Raw genomic sequence first — 19212 nt, forward strand, 5'->3', positions numbered from 1 at the left:
GTCAGCTCACCACTCCGGTCATGACGGCGACGGGTACGGAGACGAAGCCCACGGTCAGCACCAGCGCGAGGACGTTGGCGGTGGTCTTCAGGAGGCGGTCACGGGTGCGGCTGCCCACGCCGAGGCTCTGCGCGGCACTCCAGAAGCCGTGCCGGACGTGCAGGCCGAGCGCCAGCATCGCGACGATGTAGAGGACGTTGCCGTACGAGGTGGAGAAGGTGCCCACCACGTTCCGGTACGGGTGGCCGGGCCGGAAGCCGGGGTGCACCGTGCCCGTCGTCAGGTCGAGCAGGTGCCAGACGAGGAACAGGCCGAGGATGATCCCGCCCCAGCGCATGGTGCGCGTGGCGTAGCTGGCCCGGCGCTTCTTGTGCACGTAGTTGGTGGGGCGGGCCTTGATGTCGCGGCGGCTGAGCTGGTACGCGGACGTGGCGTGGGCGACGACGGCGACCAGGAGCACGACGCGGACCAGCCACAGCGTCCACTCGCGGTGCATGAACGGCTCGCCGACCACCCGCAGCCAGTGCGCGTAGTGGTCGAACTCGCCCGGCCCGAAGAAGATCTTCAGGTTCCCGATCATGTGGACGACCAGGTAGAGCAGCATGACCAGCCCGCTCACGGCCATCACGGTCTTCTTGCCGACGGACGAGTCCCAGAGCCGTTGTGTCATGGACGGCCGTCGGTCCGTCCGTATGCCCAGTGCCATGGATCCCGACCGTAAGGAGCGCGCCGTCATCAGTCCAAGACATGCTCCGGCTCATCTCCATAGGCTAAGGCTATCGATGCCTTACATTCCCCTTATGCAGCTGCAGCAGCTCCGCTACTTCACCGCGGTCGCCGACACCCGCCACTTCACCCGCGCCGCCGAACGCGAACACGTCGCCCAGCCCTCGCTCTCCCAGCAGATCCGGTCCCTGGAACGGGAGCTGGGCGCCGAGCTCTTCCACCGCGCCCGCGGCCACATCACCCTCACCGACGCCGGCGAGACCCTGCTGCCGCTCGCCCGCCGGATCCTCGCCGACGCCGAGACCGCCCGCCGCGAGGTCCAGGACGTCGCCCAGCTGCGCCGCGGCCGGCTCCGGCTCGGCGCCCCGCCCAGCCTCTGCGCCAGCCTCGTCCCCGACGTCCTGAGCGCCTTCCACGCGACCTACCCCGGCGTCGACCTGATCGTCACCGAGAACGGCTCCCAGGACCTGGTGCGCGCCCTGGCCGACGGCGCCCTCGACCTCGCCCTGATCATCACCCCGCTGCCCGTCCAGGCCCCCGCCCTGGCCACCTCCGAGCTGCTGCGCGAGGAACTGGTCGTGGTCTCCGCCCCGGACCGGCCCGCCCCGGTGACCGGCCGGCGCACCCGGATCCACGTCGAGGACCTCCGCGGCCGCCCGCTGGCCATGTTCCGCCGCGGCTACGACCTGCGGGAATTCACCACCGCGGCATGCCGCACGGCCGGCTTCGAGCCGACCTTCACCGTCGAGGGCGGCGAGATGGACGCGGTCCTCGGGTTCGTCCGCGCCGGCCTGGGCATCGCCGTCGTGCCCAGCATGGTCGCCGAGCGCTCCGGCCTGCGCATCACGCCCTTCGCCACCCCCGGCATGCACCGCGTCGTCTCCGTCGCCCACCGCGGCGACGTCTCCCCGTCCCGCGCCGCCCGCGAACTGGAACGCATCCTCAAGGAACACCTGGGCCTCGGGCCGTCCGCCGCCCCGCGCCCGCGCCCCGGCCCGCCGCGGGGGCCGCGCGGCGCCGTGGCAGGTGATCGCGACCGGCCGTAGGCTGGCCGTTATGTCGACCCATGCGAAGCGTGAACGACTCCTCCTCGCCGACCTGTTGGAGAGCGCCGGGCCCGAGGCGCCGACGCTCTGTGCGAAGTGGACCACCCGGGACCTGGCCGCGCACGTGGTCGTCCGCGAGCGCCGCCCCGACGCGGCCGGCGGGCTGCTGGTCAAACCACTGGCGGGCCGGCTGGAGCGGGTGCAGGCGGAATTCGCGGCCAAACCGTACGGCGAGCTGATCCATCTGATCCGGACCGGCCCGCCCAGGCTGTCGCCGTTCGCGCTCAAGCCGGTCGACGAGGCGTCCAACACCGTCGAGTTCTACGTCCACGCCGAGGACGTCCGGCGCGCCGGCCCGGAGTGGACCCCGCGCGAGGTGGACCCCGTCTTCGCGGACGCGCTGTGGACCCGGATCGAGCGGATGGCCCGGGTGCTGGGCCGCAGCTCACCGGTCGGGCTGGTGCTGCGCCGCCCGGACGGGCGCACGGCGGTCGCCCACCGCGGCGCACCGGTCGTCACGGTCGTCGGCGAGCCCGGCGAGCTGACGATGTTCGCCTTCGGCCGGCAGCGGGTCGCCGATGTGCAGCTGGACGGCGACAAGGAAGCGGTCGACCGGCTGCTGGCGGCGAAGCTCGGCATCTGACCGGCGGCTGCGGGCCCCCGGCCCGGGGCGCTGTGCGCCCTCAGCGGTGCAGCAGCACCAGCACGACCACCACCGCCACCACCACCGCCGCCGCGAACACCGCCCCCAGCACCCGCGCCGCCACCCGCGCGGCCCGGTCCGGCTCCGGCGGCGGGGGCGGTGGTACGGGCGGCGGCGGTTGCGGGGGCATATCTGCAGGATGACAGGGTCCGCACGGCACAATGGAGCCATGAGCAGCAGCCGCACGCCCCTCGCCGACTCCGCACTGGACCCCGCGATCGCCGCCCGCCTCAAGCGCGGCAACGACGGCCTGGTGCCCGCCATCGCCCAGCAGTACGACACCGGTGAGGTGCTGATGATGGGCTGGATGGACGACGAGGCGCTGCACCGCACGCTGACCAGCGGACGCTGCACGTACTGGTCCCGCAGCCGCCAGGAGTACTGGGTCAAGGGCGACACCTCCGGCCACGTCCAGTACGTCAAGTCGGTCGCCCTGGACTGCGACGCGGACACCCTCCTGGTGAAGGTCGACCAGGTCGGCGCCGCCTGCCACACCGGCGCCCGCACCTGCTTCGACGCCGATGTGCTGACGACCGGGGACCCCCGGGACCAGTAGGCTCCGCTGCCATGACCACGGGAACCACCGGCACCGCCCATCCGGACCTCGACACCTTCCGCACGCTCGCCAAGGACCGGCGGGTCATCCCCGTCACCCGGCGCCTGCTCGCGGACGGCGACACACCGGTCGGGCTGTACCGAAAACTCGCCGCCGAGCGCCCCGGCACCTTCCTGCTGGAATCCGCCGAGAACGGCCGCACGTGGTCGCGCTACTCCTTCGTCGGCGTCCGCAGCGCCGCCACCCTCACCACGCACGACGGCCGGGCGCACTGGCTCGGCACCCCGCCGGTCGGCGTGCCCACCGACGGCGACCCGCTGGCCGCCCTGCGCGCCACCGTCGAGGCGCTGCACACCCCGCGCGACCTCATCGAGGGCGCGGGACTGCCGCCCTTCACCGGCGGCATGGTGGGCTACCTCGGCTACGACGTCGTGCGCCGCCTGGAGAAGATCGGCGACAGTACCGCCGACGACCTCCGGCTGCCCGAGCTGACCATGCTGCTCACCTCCGACCTGGCCGTCCTCGACCACTGGAACGGCACGGTCCTGCTGATCGCCAACGCGATCAACCACAACGACCTCGACACCGGCATCGACGAGGCGTACGCCGACGCGGTGGCCCGCCTGGACACCATGGCCGACGACCTCGCCCGGCCCGCGCCGCCCAGCGCCGCCGCGCTGCCGCCGTCCGAGGTCCCCGCGTACACCGCCGAATGGGGCGGCCCCGCCTACCAGGACGCCGTCGAGGACATCAAGGAGCGCATCCGGGCCGGCGAGGCCTTCCAGGTGGTGCCCTCCCAGCGCTTCGAAACCCCTTGCACGGCAAGCGCGTTGGACGTCTACCGCGTGCTGCGGGCCACCAACCCCAGCCCGTACATGTACCTCTTCCGCTTCGAGGCCGCCGACGGCAGCGCGTTCGACGTGGTGGGCTCCAGCCCCGAGGCGCTGGTGAAGGTCGAGGGCGGCCGGGCCATGGTCCACCCCATCGCCGGCACCCGCCCGCGCGGGGCGTCCGTCCAGGAGGACCAGGCGCTCGCCGACGAGCTGCTGGCCGACCCCAAGGAGCGCGCCGAGCACCTGATGCTGGTCGACCTGGGCCGCAACGACCTCGGCCGGGTCTGCGCACCGGGCAGCGTCGAGGTCGTCGACTTCATGTCCATCGAGCGCTACAGCCACGTGATGCACATCGTCTCGACGGTCACCGGCGAGGTCGCCGAGGGCCGCACCGCCTTCGACGTGCTCACCGCCTGCTTCCCGGCCGGCACCCTGTCCGGCGCGCCCAAGCCGCGCGCCATGCAGATCATCGAGGAGCTGGAGCCGACCAAGCGCGGCCTGTACGGCGGCTGCGTGGGCTACCTCGACTTCGCCGGCGACTCCGACACCGCCATCGCGATCCGCACGGCGCTGCTGCGGGACGGCACCGCCTACGTCCAGGCGGGCGCCGGCGTGGTCGCCGACTCCGACCCGGTGGCCGAGGACACCGAGTGCCGCAACAAGGCGGCGGCGGTGCTCCGCGCCGTGCACACCGCCAACCACCTGGGCCGCTAGCCCACCGCCCGCCCACTACCACCCCCGCGCACCGGCCCCCTGCGGCCGGTGCGCGATAGTGGTACGCGTGAGTGCCGCACCGCAGACCCCCGCCGCCACCGAGCCCCCGGACGCCGCCGAGTCCCCGGACACCGCGCCTTCGGACGAGACCGCGCCCCCGGCCGGCACCCCGTCCGGTCCGGCCCGGGCCGCCGGCGGCGCCCGGCGCAGCCTCGCGCTCGCGCTGCTGACCGGCGCGGCCGGCGCCGGCCTGGCCCTGCTGGCCTCCGGCCGCACCTGGGCCCGCGGCTCCGCGGTGCTGGCCCAGGGCGAGCTGCCGCGCACGGTCACCGGCGCCGACGTCACCGGCGTGCCCGGCGCACTGGCCGTGGTCGGCCTGGCCGCGCTGGTCGCCGTCTTCGCGGTCCGCCGGGCCGGCCGCATCGCGGTCGCCACACTGCTCGCGCTCAGCGGCACCGGCATCGTCGTCGCCGCCGTGCTCGGCAACTCCGACACCTCCGCACTCCGCGAGAAGGCGGCCACCGCCGTCGGCCTGACCGGCGCCGATGTGCATCACGTCACGCACACCGGCTGGCCCTGGGTGGCCGCGGCCGGCGGTCTGCTGCTGCTCGTCGCCGGCGTCCTGGCGCTGCTGTTCGGGCGCCGCTGGCCTGCGATGTCGGGCCGGTACGAGCGCACGCCCGGCGGCGCCCGCGGCCCGCGCCGCGCCCCGGCGGCCCCGGACCTGGACCGCCCGGAGGAGATCTGGAAGTCCCTGGACCGCGGCGAGGACCCCACCCGGTAAAGGGGCCCCTTCCGGCATCGGTGACAATGGACGCCGAGGATCACCGCGCCCGGACCCCGGCGCGATAGAGCAACGAGGAGCACTCATGTCGAGCAGTGGCCACGGACACACCCCCGCAGCCTGGACGGGCGTCATCATCTCGTTCATCGGCTTCTGTGTCGCCGGAGCCTTCATCGTGCTGGGGAGCGTGCCCGGCTTCTGGGCCGGCATGGTGCTCATCGGCGCCGGCGCCGTGGTGGGCGGTCTGATGCGCGCGGCCGGCCTGGGCCAGGAGCCCAAGGGCGCGGCGAAGGCCCGCACCCCCCAGGCGCAGCCGCAGGAGGGCTGAGCCGCCCCGCACCGGGTGATCCTCCGGACCGCCCTGCCCCCGAAGGCGCCGCTTCCCGGCCCGTACGCACCCCGCGGGTGCCGTACCCGCCGTCCGTGTCCACTCCGTACGGCGGCCGAGAAGCTGCGCCTTCGCGCGTATCCGCGCACAATCGGCACGTGAGCGATCGTGCGGCCGGTGCCCGGCCCCCAGCTCCGCCGGCAGCCCCGCCGGCGGCCGGACTGCCCCGCCGCCTCCGGGCCCCGCTGGGCACGCTGACCGCCGCCCTCGCGGCCTTCGGCTACGTCGGCGCCGTCGACCCCAATCAGCCCGGCCACTACCCCGTGTGCCCGCTGCGGCACCTCACCGGTGTCCTCTGCCCGGCCTGCGGTGGGCTCCGCAGTGCCCACGCCCTCGCGCACGCGGACCTGGCCACCGCCCTGGCCGCCAACGCCCTCCTGGTGGCCGCCTGCGCCGCCGGCGCGGCCTTCTGGGCGGTCTGGGCCGGCCGGGCGGCCCGCGGGCTCCGCACGGCCGGACCGCGGCCGCGCGCCGTGCACTGGTGGGCGCTGGGCGGCCTGCTGCTGGTCTTCACGACCGTCCGCAATCTCCCCTTCGGCAGTGGTCTGGCGCCATGAGCCGCCGGCGCGCAGGTGTCCAGCTTGTGGGACCACGGTCAACCGGATGCGGGACCTGCATCCCGTGGCGGATACCATCGGAGAGCCGGATGGGGCAGTGCGTCCCACGGGCCACTGTCCACCTCCCCCGCTCAAGAAGGAGGCCGCTCGCGTGAGTGTGCTCGACGAGATCATCGACGGGGTCCGCGCCGACCTGGCCGAGCGGCAGGCGCGCACCTCCCTCGACGAGCTCAAGGAGCGGGCCCGCAAGGCACGCCCCGCGATGGACGGTGTCGCGGCACTCAAGGGCGAGAGCGTCACGGTCATCTGCGAGGTCAAGCGCTCCAGCCCCTCCAAGGGCGCGCTGGCCGCGATCGCCGACCCGGCCGGCCTGGCCGCGGACTACGAGGCCGGCGGCGCCGCGGTGATCTCCGTGCTGACCGAACAGCGCAAGTTCGGCGGTTCGCTGGCCGATCTGGAGGCCGTCCGGGCCCGGGTCGACATCCCCGTGCTGCGCAAGGACTTCATCGTCACCGCCTACCAGCTGTGGGAGGCCCGCGCCTACGGTGCCGACCTCGCCCTGCTGATCGTCTCCGCGCTGGAGCAGGAGGCGCTGGTCTCGCTGATCGAGCGGGCCGAGTCGATCGGGCTGACGCCGCTGGTCGAGGTGCACGACGAGGAAGAGGTCGCCCGCGCGGTGGACGCTGGCGCCCGGATCATCGGCGTCAACGCCCGCAACCTCAAGACGCTGGAGGTCGACCGCGGCAACTTCGCCCGGGTCGCCCCCGAGATCCCGGACCACATCGTCAAGATCGCCGAGTCCGGTGTCCGCGGACCGCACGACCTGATCGCGTACGCCAACGACGGCGCGGACGCGGTCCTGGTCGGCGAGTCGCTGGTCACCGGCAAGGACCCGAAGACCGCGGTGGCCGACCTGGTCGCCGCCGGTTCCCACCCGGCGATCCGCCACGGACGGGCCTGACGGCCCCGGACACCCCAGATGACCGCCACCGCCTTCCGCATCCGCCGCCCCGGCCCGGGCCACCGCTCCGGGCCGGCGGTGCTGCTCGCCGCTGCCGCCGGCGACGGCCGGCATGCGGGACTGGGCCGTGGCTGCCGGCCGCGCGGCTGCCGCGCGCCGGCCCGCCGGGTCCGCGGACGGCGGGTGCGCTACCACATCGGCTCGGAGCCGGGACAGATCAACGGGCGCCGATGGCGCAGCGCCGCCGCACGCTGATCCGGGGACGGACGTCCGTCCCCGGTACCGGCCTGCGCGGCAGCCTCTCCCGTAGCGTGATGTCCGAAATCCGATAGTGCGGGGCGTACGCCCCGATCGAGGAGCGCGTTTCATGTCCTCCGATTTCTTCCTTCCCGACCCCGACGGGCAGGTGCCCAGCCCCGAGGGCTATTTCGGTGCCTTCGGCGGCAAGTTCATCCCCGAGGCGCTGGTCGCCGCGGTCGACGAGGTCGCGGCCGAGTACGAGAAGGCCAAGGCCGACCCGGCGTTCGCGGCCGAGCTCAACGACCTGATGGTCAACTACACCGGGCGCCCCAGCGCGCTCACCGAGGTGCCGCGGTTCGCCGAACACGCCGGCGGCGCCCGGGTGTTCCTCAAGCGCGAGGACCTCAACCACACCGGCTCGCACAAGATCAACAACGTGCTGGGGCAGGCGCTGCTCACCAAGCGCATGGGCAAGACCCGGGTCATCGCCGAGACCGGCGCCGGCCAGCACGGCGTCGCCACCGCCACCGCCTGCGCCCTCTTCGGCCTCGACTGCACCATCTACATGGGCGAGGTCGACACCCAGCGGCAGGCGCTCAACGTCGCCCGGATGCGGATGCTCGGCGCCGAGGTCATCGCCGTGAAGTCCGGCAGCCGGACCCTCAAGGACGCCATCAACGAGGCGTTCCGCGACTGGGTCGCCAACGTCGACCGCACCCACTACCTCTTCGGCACGGTCGCCGGCCCGCACCCCTTCCCGGCCCTGGTGCGCGACTTCCACCGCGTCATCGGCGTCGAGGCCCGCCGGCAGATCCTGGAGCGCGCCGGCCGCCTGCCGGACGCCGCGCTGGCCTGCGTCGGCGGCGGCTCCAACGCCATCGGCCTGTTCCACGCCTTCCTGCCCGACGCCGACGTCCGGCTGATCGGCTGTGAGCCGGGCGGCCACGGCGTCGAGACCGGCGAGCACGCCGCCACCCTCACCGAGGGCACCCCCGGCATCCTGCACGGCTCGCGCAGCTACGTCCTCCAGGACGAGGACGGCCAGATCACCGAGCCGTACTCGATCTCGGCCGGCCTGGACTACCCCGGCATCGGCCCCGAGCACGCCTACCTCAAGGACGTCGGCCGCGCCGAGTACCGCGCCGTCACCGACGACGCCGCGATGCAGGCACTGCGGCTGCTGTCGCGGACCGAGGGCATCATCCCGGCCATCGAGAGCGCCCACGCGCTGGCCGGCGCCCTGGAGGTCGGCCGCGAGCTGGGCCCCGACGGCCTGCTGCTGGTCAACCTCTCCGGCCGCGGCGACAAGGACATGGACACCGCGGCGCGGTACTTCGGGCTGTACGACGGGAAGGGCGGCGCCGACGTCAACGGCGCGGTCCAGCCGACCGGCGAGGGGGAGAAGTGATGGCAGGCAACATCGAACTGCTCGATTCCGTACTGGCCCAGGCCAAGGCGGAGAACCGCGCCGCGCTCGTCGGCTACCTCCCGGCCGGGTTCCCGACCGTCGACGGCGGTATCCGCGCGATGACCGAGATGCTGGACGGCGGCTGCGACATCGTCGAGGTCGGCCTGCCGCACAGCGACCCGGTCCTGGACGGCCCGGTCATCCAGACCGCCGACGACATCGCACTGCGCGGCGGCATCAAGATCGTCGACGTCATCCGCACGGTCCGCGACGTACACGCCGCCACCGGCGCACCGGTGCTGTGCATGACGTACTGGAACCCCGTCGACGCCTACGGTGTCGAGCGGTTCGCCGCCGACCTGGCCGAGGCCGGCGGCGCCGGCTGCATCCTGCCGGACCTCCCCGTCGAGGAGTCCGAGGTGTGGCGCAAGGCCGCCGAGCAGCACGGCCTGGCCACCGTCTTCGTGGTCGCGCCGAGCAGCCGGGACGAGCGGCTCGCCAAGATCACCGCGGCCGGCAGCGGCTTCGTCTACGCCGCCTCGCTGATGGGCGTCACCGGCACCCGCGAGTCCGTCGGCCGGGAGGCCCAGGAGCTCGTGGTGCGCACCCGCGCCACCACCGAGCTGCCGGTCTGTGTCGGGCTGGGCGTCTCCAACGCCACCCAGGCCGCCGAGGTGGCCCAGTTCGCGGACGGGGTGATCGTCGGCTCGGCGTTCGTCAAGCGGCTGCTGGAGGCCGACGGCGACGAACCGGCCGGTCTCGCCGGGGTGCGCGCCCTGGCGGGCGACCTGGCCGAGGGCGTACGCAAGCGCTCCTGAGGCCGCAGGCCGGGAAGAACAGCCGCAGGCCGGGGAGAACAGCCGCAGGCCGGGAGGGGCAGCCGCAGGCCGGGAAGAACAGCCGCAGGCCGGGAGGGACGGCCGCATCCGGGAGTGACGGCCGCCGGTCCCAGGGGCCGGCGGCCGTCCGGGCGGACGTCCACGGCGGCACGGAACGCCGTCCCTCGATAGGGCGAACATCGGTGCGGAGGGGTGCGACGGCACCCCTCCGCTTCGTTTGTCAGGGGCGTGAGCCAGAAGAACCAAGAGGGTAAGAGAAGCGCCCGCGAGCGGCTGCAGGCCCAGCGGGAGAAGGAGCAGGCGCGCGCCCGGCGCGGCCGGCAGGCGATCGTCGCCGGGGCGGTGCTGGTGGTGCTGGCCATCGCCGGCGGCGTCACCGCCTGGGTGATGTCGTCGGGCAGCGGCGGCAGCAGCTCCGACAACGAGACGGCCCTGCCGAAGCAGGCCAGCGGCGGTGACCGACCAGCCGTCCCGGTGGGCGCACCGAACGCCCCCTCCACCCTCACGGTGTGGGAGGACTTCCGCTGCCCCGCCTGCCAGCAGTTCGAGACCGGCTTCCGCCCGGTGATCCACGAACTCCAGGACCAGGGCCGGCTGAAGAGCGAGTACCACCTCGTGACGATCATCGACGGCAACGCCGGCGGGAAGGGCTCCCTCAACGCCGCCAACGCCGCGCTGTGCGCCCAGGACGCCGGACTGTTCCGCGACTTCCACGACGTCCTGTACGCGAACCAGCCGCCCGAGCAGGAGGACAAGTTCGCCGACAAGAAGGTCCTCCTCCAGCTGGCCGGCAAGGTCAAGGGCCTGACCACCCCCGCCTTCACCGCATGCGTCAACGACGGCAAGTACGACGCGTTCGTCCGCAAGTCCAACGATGCCTTCGCCTCCTCCGGATACCGCGGCACTCCGACCGTCCTGCTCAACGGCAAGGACCTGTCCAAGGTCAAGGGCGGCCGGATGACCCCGGCGGACCTGAAGCAGATGGTCCTGGACGCCAACAAGGGCAAGCAGCCGGGCACCGGCGCCCCGTCCGCCCCCGCCTCACCGGGCCACGGCGGGTCGTCGGGCCACCGAGGGTCGTCGGGCCACGGAGGGTCGTCCGGCCACGGCGCATCGCGGGGCCACCACGCCCCACCCGTCACGAGTGCCTCGCCCGGCACGGGCGCCGACGGCGCACCCGGCACCCGCGCGCACGCCCACCAGGGGGCCGCGGCCGTGCCCTCCTCCTAGCCACACAGCGTCACGACGCACCGGCGGGGTCGTTACGGAGCCGTTGCCGGGCGGGTTGTCGCCGACCCGGCCCGGCGCGGTAGCGTCGTCCCTGCCATGGAACTCGCATTCATTCCCAGCCCGTCGGTCGGCGTCGTACACCTCGGCCCGATCCCGCTGCGCGGCTACGCGTTCTGCATCATCATCGGCGTCTTCGTGGGCGTCTGGCTCGGCAACAAGCGCTGGGTCCAGCGCGGCGGCCGCTCCGGCACGGTCGCGGACATCGCCGTGTGGGCCGTGCCCTTCGGACTGGTCGGCGGCCGCCTCTACCACGTCATCACGACGTACGAGCCGTACTTCGGCAAGGACGGGCACCCGCTCAACGCCTTCAAGGTGTGGGAGGGCGGCCTGGGCATCTGGGGTGCGGTGGCGCTCGGCGCGGTCGGTGCCTGGATCGGCTGCCGCCGCCGTGGCATCCCGCTGCCGGCCTACGCCGACGCGCTGGCGCCGGGCCTGGCGCTGGGCCAGGCGATCGGCCGCTGGGGCAACTGGTTCAACCAGGAGCTCTACGGCAAGCCCACCGACGTCCCCTGGGCGCTGAAGATCAGCTCCGACCCGGCCATCGGCCGCGTCGGCGGCACGTACCACCCGACCTTCCTCTACGAGTGCCTGTGGTGCATCGGCGTCGCGGCGCTGGTGATCTGGGCCGACAAGCGCTTCCGGCTCGGCCACGGACGGGCCTTCGCGCTGTACGTCGCCGCCTACTGCGCGGGCCGCGCCTGGATCGAGTACATGCGGGTCGACGAGGCGCACCACATCCTGGGCCTGCGGCTGAACGTCTGGACCGCGCTGATCGTCTTCGTCCTGGCCGTCGTCTACTTCGTGGTCTCCGCCAAGAAGGCGCCCGGCCGCGAAGAGGTCGTCGAGCCCGGTGCGCTGGAGGAGCGCGCGGCCGCGGAGGCCGCCGCGGCCGGCAAGGACGGCGGGGAGGGCGAGCCCACCGACGGCGCCTCCGCGGAAGCCGAGGACGGGGCCGGGACAAGGTCTCGGTCGACAAGCCCGCCGCGAAGACGGAGAAGTCCGCCGGCAAGGGCACGGCGGAAAAGACCGAGAAGACCGAGAAGACCGAGAAGGCGGACCCGGCGCAGGACGGGAAGCCGGAGGCGGCGGCCGCCGAAGCGCCGGCCGCCGAGGCCGCGGACAGCAAGAAGTCCTGAGGATCAGGAGCTGACCTTTCTCCAGGCCTGAGGCGGCCCGGGACCCCGTGTCCCGGGCCGCCTCATTGTCTGCGTGCGGCCAGCGACAGCACCCGGCGGGCGCCGGCCACCACGGCCGCGTCCACGAACCGCCCGTCCGCCAGCACCTGGGCCCCGCCGTCCGCGGCGGCCGCCCGGACGATCTCCGCCGCCGCCTCGATCTCCTCCGGCGAGGGGAGGTGGGCCGCTTCGATGACCGGCAGCTGGCGCGGATGGATCGCCGCCCGGCCCAGGAACCCCATCGCCCGGCCCTGGGCGCAGGACCGGGCCAGGCCCTCCAGGTCGTGCACGTCCGGGTAGACCGACTGCGGCGGCGGCGCCAGCCCGGCCGCCCGGGCCGCGACCACGGCCCGGCTGCGCGGCCAGGCCAGCCCCGCCTCGTCCCGTACCCCCAGCTCCGCCGCCAGGTCGGCCTCGCCGAGTGAGATCCCGCGCAGCGCCGGGTGCGCGGTGGCGATGACGAAGGCGTGCTCGATGCCGAGGGCGGACTCCAGCAGGGCGTAGAGCGCCGGGGTGGCGGGCAGCGCGCGGGTGGCCTGACCGGCCGCGGGGGCGAGGGTGGCGGTGGCCGTGCCGGGGCCGGGCCGGGCGGTGCGGGGACCGCGGGCGGTGCGTCCGGCGGTGAGCCGGCCGGTGAGGGCGGACGCGGCCAGCGGTGTTTCGACCGGTTCCGCGAACCGTCCGCCGGCCGGCCCGCCGAGCGGCCCGGCGGCCGTCGTCGCCCAGCCCGCGGCCCGGCGGATGTCGGCCGGCCCCTGCACCTTGGGCAGCCGCAGCCCGGCCAGCCCCGGCAGCGCGGCGAGGGTACGGATCTCGTGCTCGGCGAGCGGACCGTCCAGCGCGTTGACGCGGACGTGCACCGGCACCGGGCCCGGCGCCGGGTCGCTCAGCAGCTCGGCGGTGGCCCCCAGCGCGTAGTCCTTGCGGTCCGGGGCGACCGCGTCCTCCAGGTCGAGGACCACCACGTCGGCCCCGCAGCCGAGCGCCTTGGCGACTGTCCCGGGCCGGTCGCCGGGCACATAGAGCCAGGTCAGTGGCGTGGCGGTGGGGGATTCCTGGGGCATCGGCGGGGCCTTGGTCACAGCGCGCCCGCCTCCCGCAGTCCGGTGATCTCCCCTTCGTCCAGGCCGAGGGCGGCCAGCACCTCGTCGGTGTCCGCGCCGTGCGGGCGGCCGGCCCACCGGATGGCGCCCGGGGTTTCGGACAGCCGGAAGAGGACGTTCTGCATCCGCAGGGGGCCGAGCTCGTCGTCCGGGACCTCGGTGATCGAGCCCAGCGCCGCGTACTGCGGGTCCGCCAGCACGTCCCGGACGTCGTAGACGGGCGCGATCGCCGCCTCGGCCAGTTCGAAGGCGGCCAGCACCTCGTCCCGGTCGTGCCGGGAGATCCAGTCGCCGACCGCCGCGTCCAGCTCGTCGGCGTGCCGGGCCCGGCCGGCGCCGGTCGCGAACCACGGCTCGTCGATCACCTCCGGCCGGCCGACCAGCCGCATCACCCGCTCCGCGACCGACTCGGCGGAGGTGGAGACCGCGACCCAGGAGCCGTCGGCGGTCCGGTAGGTGTTGCGCGGGGCGACGTTGGCGGAGCGGTTGCCGGTCCGCGGCTGGACGTGGCCGAGCTGGTCGTACCAGAGCGGGTGCGGGCCGAGGACGGTCAGCAGCGGTTCGATCAGCGCCAGGTCGATGACCTGGCCGCGGCCGGTGGCCTCCCGCCCGCGCAGCGCGGCCATCACGGCGTAGGACGCGGTGAGCGCCGCGATGCCGTCGGCGAGGCCGAACGGCGGCAGGGTCGGCGGCCCGTCCGGCTCGCCGGTGATCGCCGCGAAGCCGCTCATCGCCTCGGCGAGGGTGCCGAACCCGGGCCGCCGGGCGTACGGGCCGAACTGCCCGAAGCCGGTGACCCGGGCCAGCACCAGCCGCGGGTTGACCGCGGACAGCTCGGCCCAGCCCAGCCCCCATTTCTCCAGGGTCCCGGGCCGGAAGTTCTCGATGACCACGTCCGCCCCGGCAGCCAGCCGCAGCAGCACCTCCCGGCCGTCCGGATGGGACAGGTTGAGCGTCATGGTCCGCTTGTTGCGGCCCAGCAGCTTCCACCACAGCCCGACGCCGTCCTTGGCGGGCCCGTGTCCGCGCGCGGGATCGGGCCGGTGCGGATGCTCGATCTTGATCACCTCGGCGCCGAAGTCGCCGAGCAGGGTGGCGGCGAGCGGGCCGGCGAACAGCGTGGCGAGGTCGAGCACCCGCAGCCCGTCGAGCGGGCCGGGGGAGGGGGCGGCGTCTTTCGGGCCGGCGGCAGCGGGCCGGGACATCCCGGACAGGGACGGGTCGGTCATGGTGCGGCGACCTCCGGTCGGTCAGGGGAGACTCGGTCGGGAAGGGGCGCGGCTCGGTCCGGGGGACGACGAGCGCGGCGGTGCGGTGGGCGAGGGCGTCGAAGCCGATGCCGTCCAGCCCGCCGACGCTCGTGGCGAGCCGGTTGCGCAGCGGCGCGGTCCAGTGGCCGGGCAGCGCGTCCGGCGCGCCGGCGAGCAGCCCGGTCAGCGAACCGGCACTCGCCCCGTTGGAGTCGGTGTCCCAGCCGCCGGACACCACCCGGCAGACCGAACCGGCGAAGTCGCCGTCGGCATGGGTGAGCGCGGCGGCCAGCAGCGCGGCGTTCGGCACCGCGTGCACCCAGTGGTGGTGGCCGTACGCGGTGTGCAACTGGTCGGCGACGGCGGCGAATCCGGCCGGTGTGCGGTCCGGCGCCTCGCAGGCCAGGGCGATGCCGCGGCGGACCGCCCGGGCCAGCCGGGACCGGGGCGGTACCACCGCGAGCCCGGCCCGCAGCGCGCCGTGCACATCGGTGCCTCCCCCACTCTCGGCTTCGGTCGAGCGGGGGGACCCCGATCCGGCCGCGGCCAGTGCGGCGGCCATGAACATCGCCGCGTAGACGCCGTTGGCGGTGTGGCTGAGCGTGGCGTCCCGCCAGGCCAGCGCCGCGGCCGCGGCCGGGTCGCCGGGCTGGGTCCAGCCGAAGACGTCCGCCCGGATCTGCGCGCCGATCCACTCCCGGAACGGGTTGCGGTGGCGCGCGGTGTGCGGCGGCTCGATGCCGTCCAGCAGGTTGCGGTACGCGATCCGTTCCGCGGTGAAGGTCCGCCCGGCCGGCAGCTCGTCCAGCCACAGCCGCGCCACGTCGGCGGCGGTGAAGTCCGGCCCGTGCCGTTCGAGCAGCAGCAGGTTCAGCAGCGGGTAGTTGAGGTCGTCGTCCTCGGGCATCCCGTCGATGCGCCCGGCGAGCGAGGTGGTGCGGCTGCGCCGGTTCCACGGGTACCGCGCGGCCACCGCCGGATCGAGCCCCTCGTCGGTGAAGTACGAGGTCAGCGGCCAGTTCCCGGTCGCGCGGGCGAGGGCCCGGATACCGTCCAGCGGCAGCTTCTCGACGGGCTTGCCGAGCAGGCAGCCGGCCGCCCGCCCGAGCCAGGCGGCCTCCAGCCGGGCGGCGGCCGGCTCACCGGTGCCCGCGCCGGTACGCGCCAACGGCCATGCGGAGCAAGCCGCCTGAATGTCCGTCAGTTCTGTCGGCTCGTCCACGGCCAACGGGCTGGGCAGCGCGGCCAGTTCGTCGAGCAGGGCGGTCGCGGTGGCGCGCAGTTCCGGGTCCGCGGGGCGGTCCGAGGCGCCCGCCCGCTCCGGTGCCGGCGCCCCGCCCGCCGCCTGCCAGCGCCGCGCGATCCGGGCCACCGCGGCGGCGTCCCGGCCGTCCTCCGCCGCCTGCCGCAGCTCGTGCCCGAGCAGGTCCTCGGGCTGCACCCAGGTCAGCCGGAGCGGCGCGGCCGGGACGGGCCGGGCGGCGGCCGGGGCCCGCGACGTCACGGTGCGCTCGTCTCCGCCAGGGCCGGGATGGCCGAGATCGCGGTGAACGCCTGCTCGTGGGTGCGGGCCCGGGCCCGGTCGCGGGTGAAGATCTCGCGGGCGACGGTCGCCAGCGCCGCGCCCGGGGCCTGCAGATCGAGGCGGCTGGCGCGGCCGACCTCGGCGCTCCACTCCTCGGGCACCGCCGAGGCGCCGCGCAGCGCACCGGCCAGCGCGCCGCTCATCGTGGCGATCGAGTCGCAGTCCCGGCCGTAGTTGACCGAGCCCAGCACGGTGGACCGGAAGTCGCCGCCGCCGACCAGCAACATGCCCAGCGCGATGGGGAGTTCCTCGATCGCGTGCAGCCGGGAGGGGCGGCGGGCGCCGAGCGAGGGGTTGCGGTAGTCCGGGCCGACGGTGTCGAACGGGGCGACCGCGGCCCGCAGCGGGGCCAGTGCCGACTCGTGGTCGCGCAGCGGCGCGGCGGCCTCGCAGACCGCCTCGATCGCGGCGCGGGTGCCGTCCTTCGCCAGCCGCAGGGCCTGCACGACGACCGAGGACGGGGTGGCGTCGGGCATGAACGCGGCGGCCACCGCCGCGGCGAACACCCCGGCCGCCTCCCGCCCGTAGGAGGACTGGTGCGCACCGGCGATGTCCAGCGCCTCGGCGTAGGCCCGGTCCGGATTACCGGCGTTGACCACACCGACCGGCGCCATGTACATCGCCGCACCGCAGTTGACGATGTTTCCGACGCCCGCCTCGCGCGGATCGGCGTGCCCGTAGTGCAGCCGGGCCACGATCCACTTCTCGGCGAGGAAGATCCGCTGCAGCGGCAGCGCCTCGGCCTCCAGCTCCGGGATCCAGCGCGGGGTGCCGATCAGGTCCGGGACGAGGTGGTCGGCGACGTCGTAGGCATCGAGGTGGTCGCGCACCGACTCGTAGACCCGGACCAGCGCATGGGTCATCAGGGTGTCGTCGGTGACGTGGCCGTTGCCCTTGTGGTACGGCGCGAGGGGGCGGGCGGTGCGCCAGTCGTCGTGGAACGGGCCGACGATGCCGGTGACCCGGCCGCCGTACCGTTTGACGATCTCCTCCGGCGTCCGGCCCTCGACCGGACCGCCGAGCGCATCACCGACCGCGGCCCCCACCAGAGCGCCGATCGCCCGGTCCTCCAGGGAGGGGGCATCGGGCCTGACCGGTGGGGGCGGGGCGGACGCGACGGGGTGACGGGCAGGATCTGGGTGGCCCCGACGCCGAGGACATCGGGTGCGCCCGGTGCCTCCGGTGCGGCGTCGCTGGTGTACGTCATGTGCGGACGAGTCCTTCCACGAGAGGGGCGGGGGAGGGGTCCGGAGCGGCCTCCGGGGCGGCTCCGGGCGGGGCTGCGGGGCCGGCGCCCGCGGGGCCTTCCGGGGTGGTCAGCTCCGCCCGGGCCAGCGCGCCGGCCAGTTCGACGAGGTCGGTGCCGGCCAGCCGGGGCAGTGCGCAGCCGGATAGCACCCGGCAGGCGTCGCGCCAGGTGCGGGGCAGTCCCGGGGCACCGCCGAGCGCGCCGGTCAGCGCCCGGCGAGGGCGGGCGCGGAGTCGGCGACCCGGGAGAGGCAGGCGGCGGCCGGCACCGCCTCGGCGACCTTCCCGTCGGTCGCGAGTGCCAGGGCCAGGGCCACCGGCACGGTCTCGGCGGCGGCGATGCCGTAGCTGTAGACGTGGTCGACGATCTCGTGCTCCAGGACCGGCACCAGGGCGAACGCGGTGCCGGGGCGGCCGGGCCGGTCGGTGGCGTGGGTCCGGGCGAGGTGGACCGCGTGCAGGGCGTTGCGGCGGATCTCGGTGCCGTCGGGCAGCTGGGCCAGCGCGGTGTCGACCGCGCCGGACGCCGGGGCGCCGCCGAGCGCGGCGGCCACCGCGGCGGCCATCGCCCGGGCCCCGTGCACCCCGTCGCCGTCCTGGGTGTAGCGCGCGTCGTACTCGGCCAGGTCCGCCGCCGCGGCCGGGTCGCCCGGGTGCACCACGGCCAGGACAGCGGCCCGGACGCACGCCGCGTCGTCGAAGAAGTGCGGGTTGTCGTGGCCGGTGGCGGGCGGCCGCAGCCCGGCGGCGAGGTTGCCGAGCCCGGCGCGTACGGAGATCCGGGCGCGCAGCGGCAGGACGGCGGACTCCACCTCGGGGGCCCGGTCGGCGGCCGTGGCGACCTCGCTCGCGAGCGCGTTCCAGGCGAGGTCGAGGGCGGCCCGCATCCGGCGGTTCCGGCCCAGATCGCTGAGCAGTGCCCCGGCCGCGGTCAGTACGGACCCGGCGGTGAAGGCCGCCCACTCGGCGTCGTCGGACGGCCCAGCCGCAGTGGCTCGGGCGGCTGGTTCAGGGCGATCGGCACCGGCAGGGTGGTGGTGGCGTTCTGCTCCGCGAAGGTGTCCAGTTCGCGGGTGAGCCGCCGGGTCCACTCCGGCATCCGCGCCGCCCGGTGCCGGGCCGCGGGCCATCCGGCGGCGTCCCCGGCGGCCAGCCCGAGCAGCAGCCCCTCGATCCGGCCGTGCGCGGCGTCCACGGGCCCGCCGGCGCCCGTCCCACCGGCCCCGCCATCCACCCGGCCGCTCATCCCGTGGCTCATCCCGGCCCCACCCCGGCGCCGGCCTGCGCCCCGGCTCCGGCCCCGGGAACGGGCCACGCCCCGGGGGACGCCCCGGACGGGCCCCCGCCCACTCCGTCCGGTGCCAGCAGGTCCGCGATGTCCAGGACGTGGTAGCCGGCCATCGACGGCAGGCAGCTGCCGCGGGCCGGGCCGATGGCGCGGGCCCAGTCCTCGGGGATCGCGGTGCCCCGCCCAGGGCTCCGGCGAGGGCCCCGGCGACCGCGGCCGTGGTGTCGGCGTCCCGGCCCATGTTGACCGCGGTCAGCACCGAGCCCCGGAAGTCGCCGCGAGCCGCCGCGAACGCCCCGAAGGCCAGCCCGACCGCCTCCGGCGCCAGGTCCGTCCAGGGATAGCCGCCGACCACGACGGCGGACCGCACCGCGCGTTCCGTGCCGAGCTGGGTGATGCCCGGATCGTGGCCGCAGCGCTGGGCCGCGGCCACCGCCCGGCGCAGCGAGCGGGCGGTCCAGGAGTCCTCCGGGACGACGGACAGCGCGGCGGCCAGCACCACGTCGGTGAGGGGCGTC

Annotated in this window: 18 protein-coding genes and 3 pseudogenes; 13 read left to right on the forward strand and 8 right to left on the reverse strand. The window is 75.1% G+C overall.

All coding sequences use genetic code 11. From position 1 onward, the window contains the following. Position 1: 1 nt before the first annotated feature. On the reverse strand, positions 2-670 hold the full coding sequence (locus OJ254_RS17885) for a succinate dehydrogenase (protein ID WP_265365207.1): 669 nt from the start codon (positions 668-670) through the stop codon (positions 2-4). Positions 671-800: 130 nt separating this feature from the next. Between OJ254_RS17885 and OJ254_RS17890 the strand changes: the two genes are divergently transcribed. Together OJ254_RS17890 and OJ254_RS17895 are read left to right on the forward strand one after the other, a co-directional pair. Continuing rightward, the gene (locus OJ254_RS17890; protein WP_265363141.1) at positions 801-1772 is read left to right on the forward strand and encodes a LysR family transcriptional regulator; all 972 of its coding nucleotides are present in this window, start codon (positions 801-803) and stop codon (positions 1770-1772) included. 10 nt (positions 1773-1782) lie between these two features. Further along, the gene (locus OJ254_RS17895) at positions 1783-2415 is read left to right on the forward strand and encodes a TIGR03085 family metal-binding protein (protein WP_265363142.1); all 633 of its coding nucleotides are present in this window, start codon (positions 1783-1785) and stop codon (positions 2413-2415) included. Positions 2416-2455: 40 nt separating this feature from the next. Here OJ254_RS17895 and OJ254_RS17900 read toward each other — a convergent pair whose 3' ends face one another. Next, complete coding sequence (locus OJ254_RS17900) at positions 2456-2605, reverse strand: hypothetical protein (protein ID WP_158795122.1); 150 nt, start codon at positions 2603-2605, stop codon at positions 2456-2458. Between the two features lie 39 nt (positions 2606-2644). On the opposite strand from OJ254_RS17900, the gene hisI reads away from it, so the two are divergent. The 11 genes from hisI (at position 2645) to lgt (ending at position 12212) form a co-directional block, all read left to right on the forward strand. Further along, positions 2645-3031 carry a phosphoribosyl-AMP cyclohydrolase gene (gene hisI / locus OJ254_RS17905; protein WP_265363143.1) on the forward strand — a complete coding sequence of 129 codons (387 nt, stop codon included), beginning with the start codon at positions 2645-2647 and terminating at the stop codon, positions 3029-3031. Between the two features lie 11 nt (positions 3032-3042). Beyond that, a complete protein-coding gene (locus OJ254_RS17910; protein WP_265363144.1) occupies positions 3043-4578 on the forward strand; it encodes an anthranilate synthase component I in 1536 nt (511 codons plus the stop codon). A 67-nt stretch (positions 4579-4645) separates the two neighbouring features. After that, the gene (locus tag OJ254_RS17915; RefSeq protein ID WP_265363145.1) at positions 4646-5362 is read left to right on the forward strand and encodes a TIGR02234 family membrane protein; all 717 of its coding nucleotides are present in this window, start codon (positions 4646-4648) and stop codon (positions 5360-5362) included. A gap of 85 nt (positions 5363-5447) precedes the next feature. After that, positions 5448-5690, forward strand: a complete 243-nt coding sequence (locus OJ254_RS17920) for an HGxxPAAW family protein (RefSeq protein WP_261952052.1) — start codon at positions 5448-5450, stop codon at positions 5688-5690. Between the two features lie 158 nt (positions 5691-5848). Next, positions 5849-6307, forward strand: coding sequence for a DUF2752 domain-containing protein (locus OJ254_RS17925; protein WP_423835918.1), 459 nt, complete (start codon positions 5849-5851; stop codon positions 6305-6307). Positions 6308-6458: 151 nt separating this feature from the next. Next, entirely contained in the window at positions 6459-7268 is an 810-nt protein-coding gene (gene trpC / locus OJ254_RS17930; protein WP_261952054.1) for an indole-3-glycerol phosphate synthase TrpC, read from the forward strand. Between the two features lie 18 nt (positions 7269-7286). Further along, on the forward strand, positions 7287-7523 hold the full coding sequence (gene trpM / locus OJ254_RS17935; RefSeq protein WP_265363146.1) for a tryptophan biosynthesis modulator TrpM: 237 nt from the start codon (positions 7287-7289) through the stop codon (positions 7521-7523). A 112-nt stretch (positions 7524-7635) separates the two neighbouring features. Then, complete coding sequence (gene trpB, locus OJ254_RS17940; protein WP_265363147.1) at positions 7636-8916, forward strand: tryptophan synthase subunit beta; 1281 nt, start codon at positions 7636-7638, stop codon at positions 8914-8916. Then, positions 8916-9734 (forward strand): tryptophan synthase subunit alpha, encoded by an 819-nt coding sequence (trpA, locus tag OJ254_RS17945; protein ID WP_265363148.1) that lies wholly within the window; start codon positions 8916-8918, stop codon positions 9732-9734. Before trpB ends, trpA begins: the two co-directional genes overlap by 1 nt. A gap of 249 nt (positions 9735-9983) precedes the next feature. Beyond that, on the forward strand, positions 9984-10985 hold the full coding sequence (locus OJ254_RS17950; RefSeq protein ID WP_265363149.1) for a DsbA family protein: 1002 nt from the start codon (positions 9984-9986) through the stop codon (positions 10983-10985). A 96-nt stretch (positions 10986-11081) separates the two neighbouring features. Further along, positions 11082-12212, forward strand: a complete 1131-nt coding sequence (gene lgt, locus OJ254_RS17955) for a prolipoprotein diacylglyceryl transferase (protein WP_265363150.1) — start codon at positions 11082-11084, stop codon at positions 12210-12212. A 31-nt stretch (positions 12213-12243) separates the two neighbouring features. On the opposite strand, the gene OJ254_RS17960 is transcribed toward lgt, so the two are convergent. From OJ254_RS17960 to OJ254_RS31665, 6 genes and pseudogenes are all read right to left on the reverse strand, one after another. Next, positions 12244-13284 (reverse strand): HpcH/HpaI aldolase/citrate lyase family protein, encoded by a 1041-nt coding sequence (locus OJ254_RS17960; RefSeq protein ID WP_265365209.1) that lies wholly within the window; start codon positions 13282-13284, stop codon positions 12244-12246. Positions 13285-13298: 14 nt separating this feature from the next. Beyond that, positions 13299-14552 carry a CaiB/BaiF CoA transferase family protein gene (locus OJ254_RS17965; protein ID WP_423835919.1) on the reverse strand — a complete coding sequence of 418 codons (1254 nt, stop codon included), beginning with the start codon at positions 14550-14552 and terminating at the stop codon, positions 13299-13301. A gap of 70 nt (positions 14553-14622) precedes the next feature. Continuing rightward, a pseudogene (locus tag OJ254_RS17970) lies at positions 14623-16077 on the reverse strand (ADP-ribosylglycohydrolase family protein); the annotation flags it as partial. After that, a complete protein-coding gene (locus OJ254_RS17975) occupies positions 16074-17204 on the reverse strand; it encodes an ADP-ribosylglycohydrolase family protein (RefSeq protein WP_423835920.1) in 1131 nt (376 codons plus the stop codon). The pseudogene OJ254_RS17970 and the gene OJ254_RS17975, both read right to left, overlap by 4 nt. A 157-nt stretch (positions 17205-17361) precedes the next feature. Further along, positions 17362-18721: pseudogene (locus OJ254_RS17980) on the reverse strand (ADP-ribosylglycohydrolase family protein). A gap of 199 nt (positions 18722-18920) precedes the next feature. Next, a pseudogene (locus OJ254_RS31665) lies at positions 18921-19196 on the reverse strand (ADP-ribosylglycohydrolase family protein); the annotation flags it as partial. Between the last annotated feature and the right edge of the window lie 16 nt (positions 19197-19212).

It is taken from the genome of Streptomyces endophytica (assembly GCF_026153355.1).
GTDB lineage: Bacteria > Actinomycetota > Actinomycetes > Streptomycetales > Streptomycetaceae > Streptomyces > Streptomyces endophytica.

Bases quoted from the DNA above. Each gene is read 5' to 3' on its own strand.
- trpA (WP_265363148.1), top strand. From the start codon at position 8,916: ATGGCAGGCAACATCGAACTGCTCGATTCCGTACTGGCCCAGGCCAAG.
- OJ254_RS17885 (WP_265365207.1), bottom strand. From the start codon at position 670: ATGACACAACGGCTCTGGGACTCGTCCGTCGGCAAGAAGACCGTGATG.
- OJ254_RS17920 (WP_261952052.1), top strand. From the start codon at position 5,448: ATGTCGAGCAGTGGCCACGGACACACCCCCGCAGCCTGGACGGGCGTC.
- OJ254_RS17890 (WP_265363141.1), top strand. From the start codon at position 801: ATGCAGCTGCAGCAGCTCCGCTACTTCACCGCGGTCGCCGACACCCGC.
- OJ254_RS17895 (WP_265363142.1), top strand. From the start codon at position 1,783: ATGTCGACCCATGCGAAGCGTGAACGACTCCTCCTCGCCGACCTGTTG.
- OJ254_RS17965 (WP_423835919.1), bottom strand. From the start codon at position 14,552: ATGACCGACCCGTCCCTGTCCGGGATGTCCCGGCCCGCTGCCGCCGGC.
- OJ254_RS17910 (WP_265363144.1), top strand. From the start codon at position 3,043: ATGACCACGGGAACCACCGGCACCGCCCATCCGGACCTCGACACCTTC.
- trpM (WP_265363146.1), top strand. From the start codon at position 7,287: ATGACCGCCACCGCCTTCCGCATCCGCCGCCCCGGCCCGGGCCACCGC.
- lgt (WP_265363150.1), top strand. From the start codon at position 11,082: ATGGAACTCGCATTCATTCCCAGCCCGTCGGTCGGCGTCGTACACCTC.
- trpB (WP_265363147.1), top strand. From the start codon at position 7,636: ATGTCCTCCGATTTCTTCCTTCCCGACCCCGACGGGCAGGTGCCCAGC.
- OJ254_RS17900 (WP_158795122.1), bottom strand. From the start codon at position 2,605: ATGCCCCCGCAACCGCCGCCGCCCGTACCACCGCCCCCGCCGCCGGAG.
- OJ254_RS17960 (WP_265365209.1), bottom strand. From the start codon at position 13,284: ATGCCCCAGGAATCCCCCACCGCCACGCCACTGACCTGGCTCTATGTG.
- hisI (WP_265363143.1), top strand. From the start codon at position 2,645: ATGAGCAGCAGCCGCACGCCCCTCGCCGACTCCGCACTGGACCCCGCG.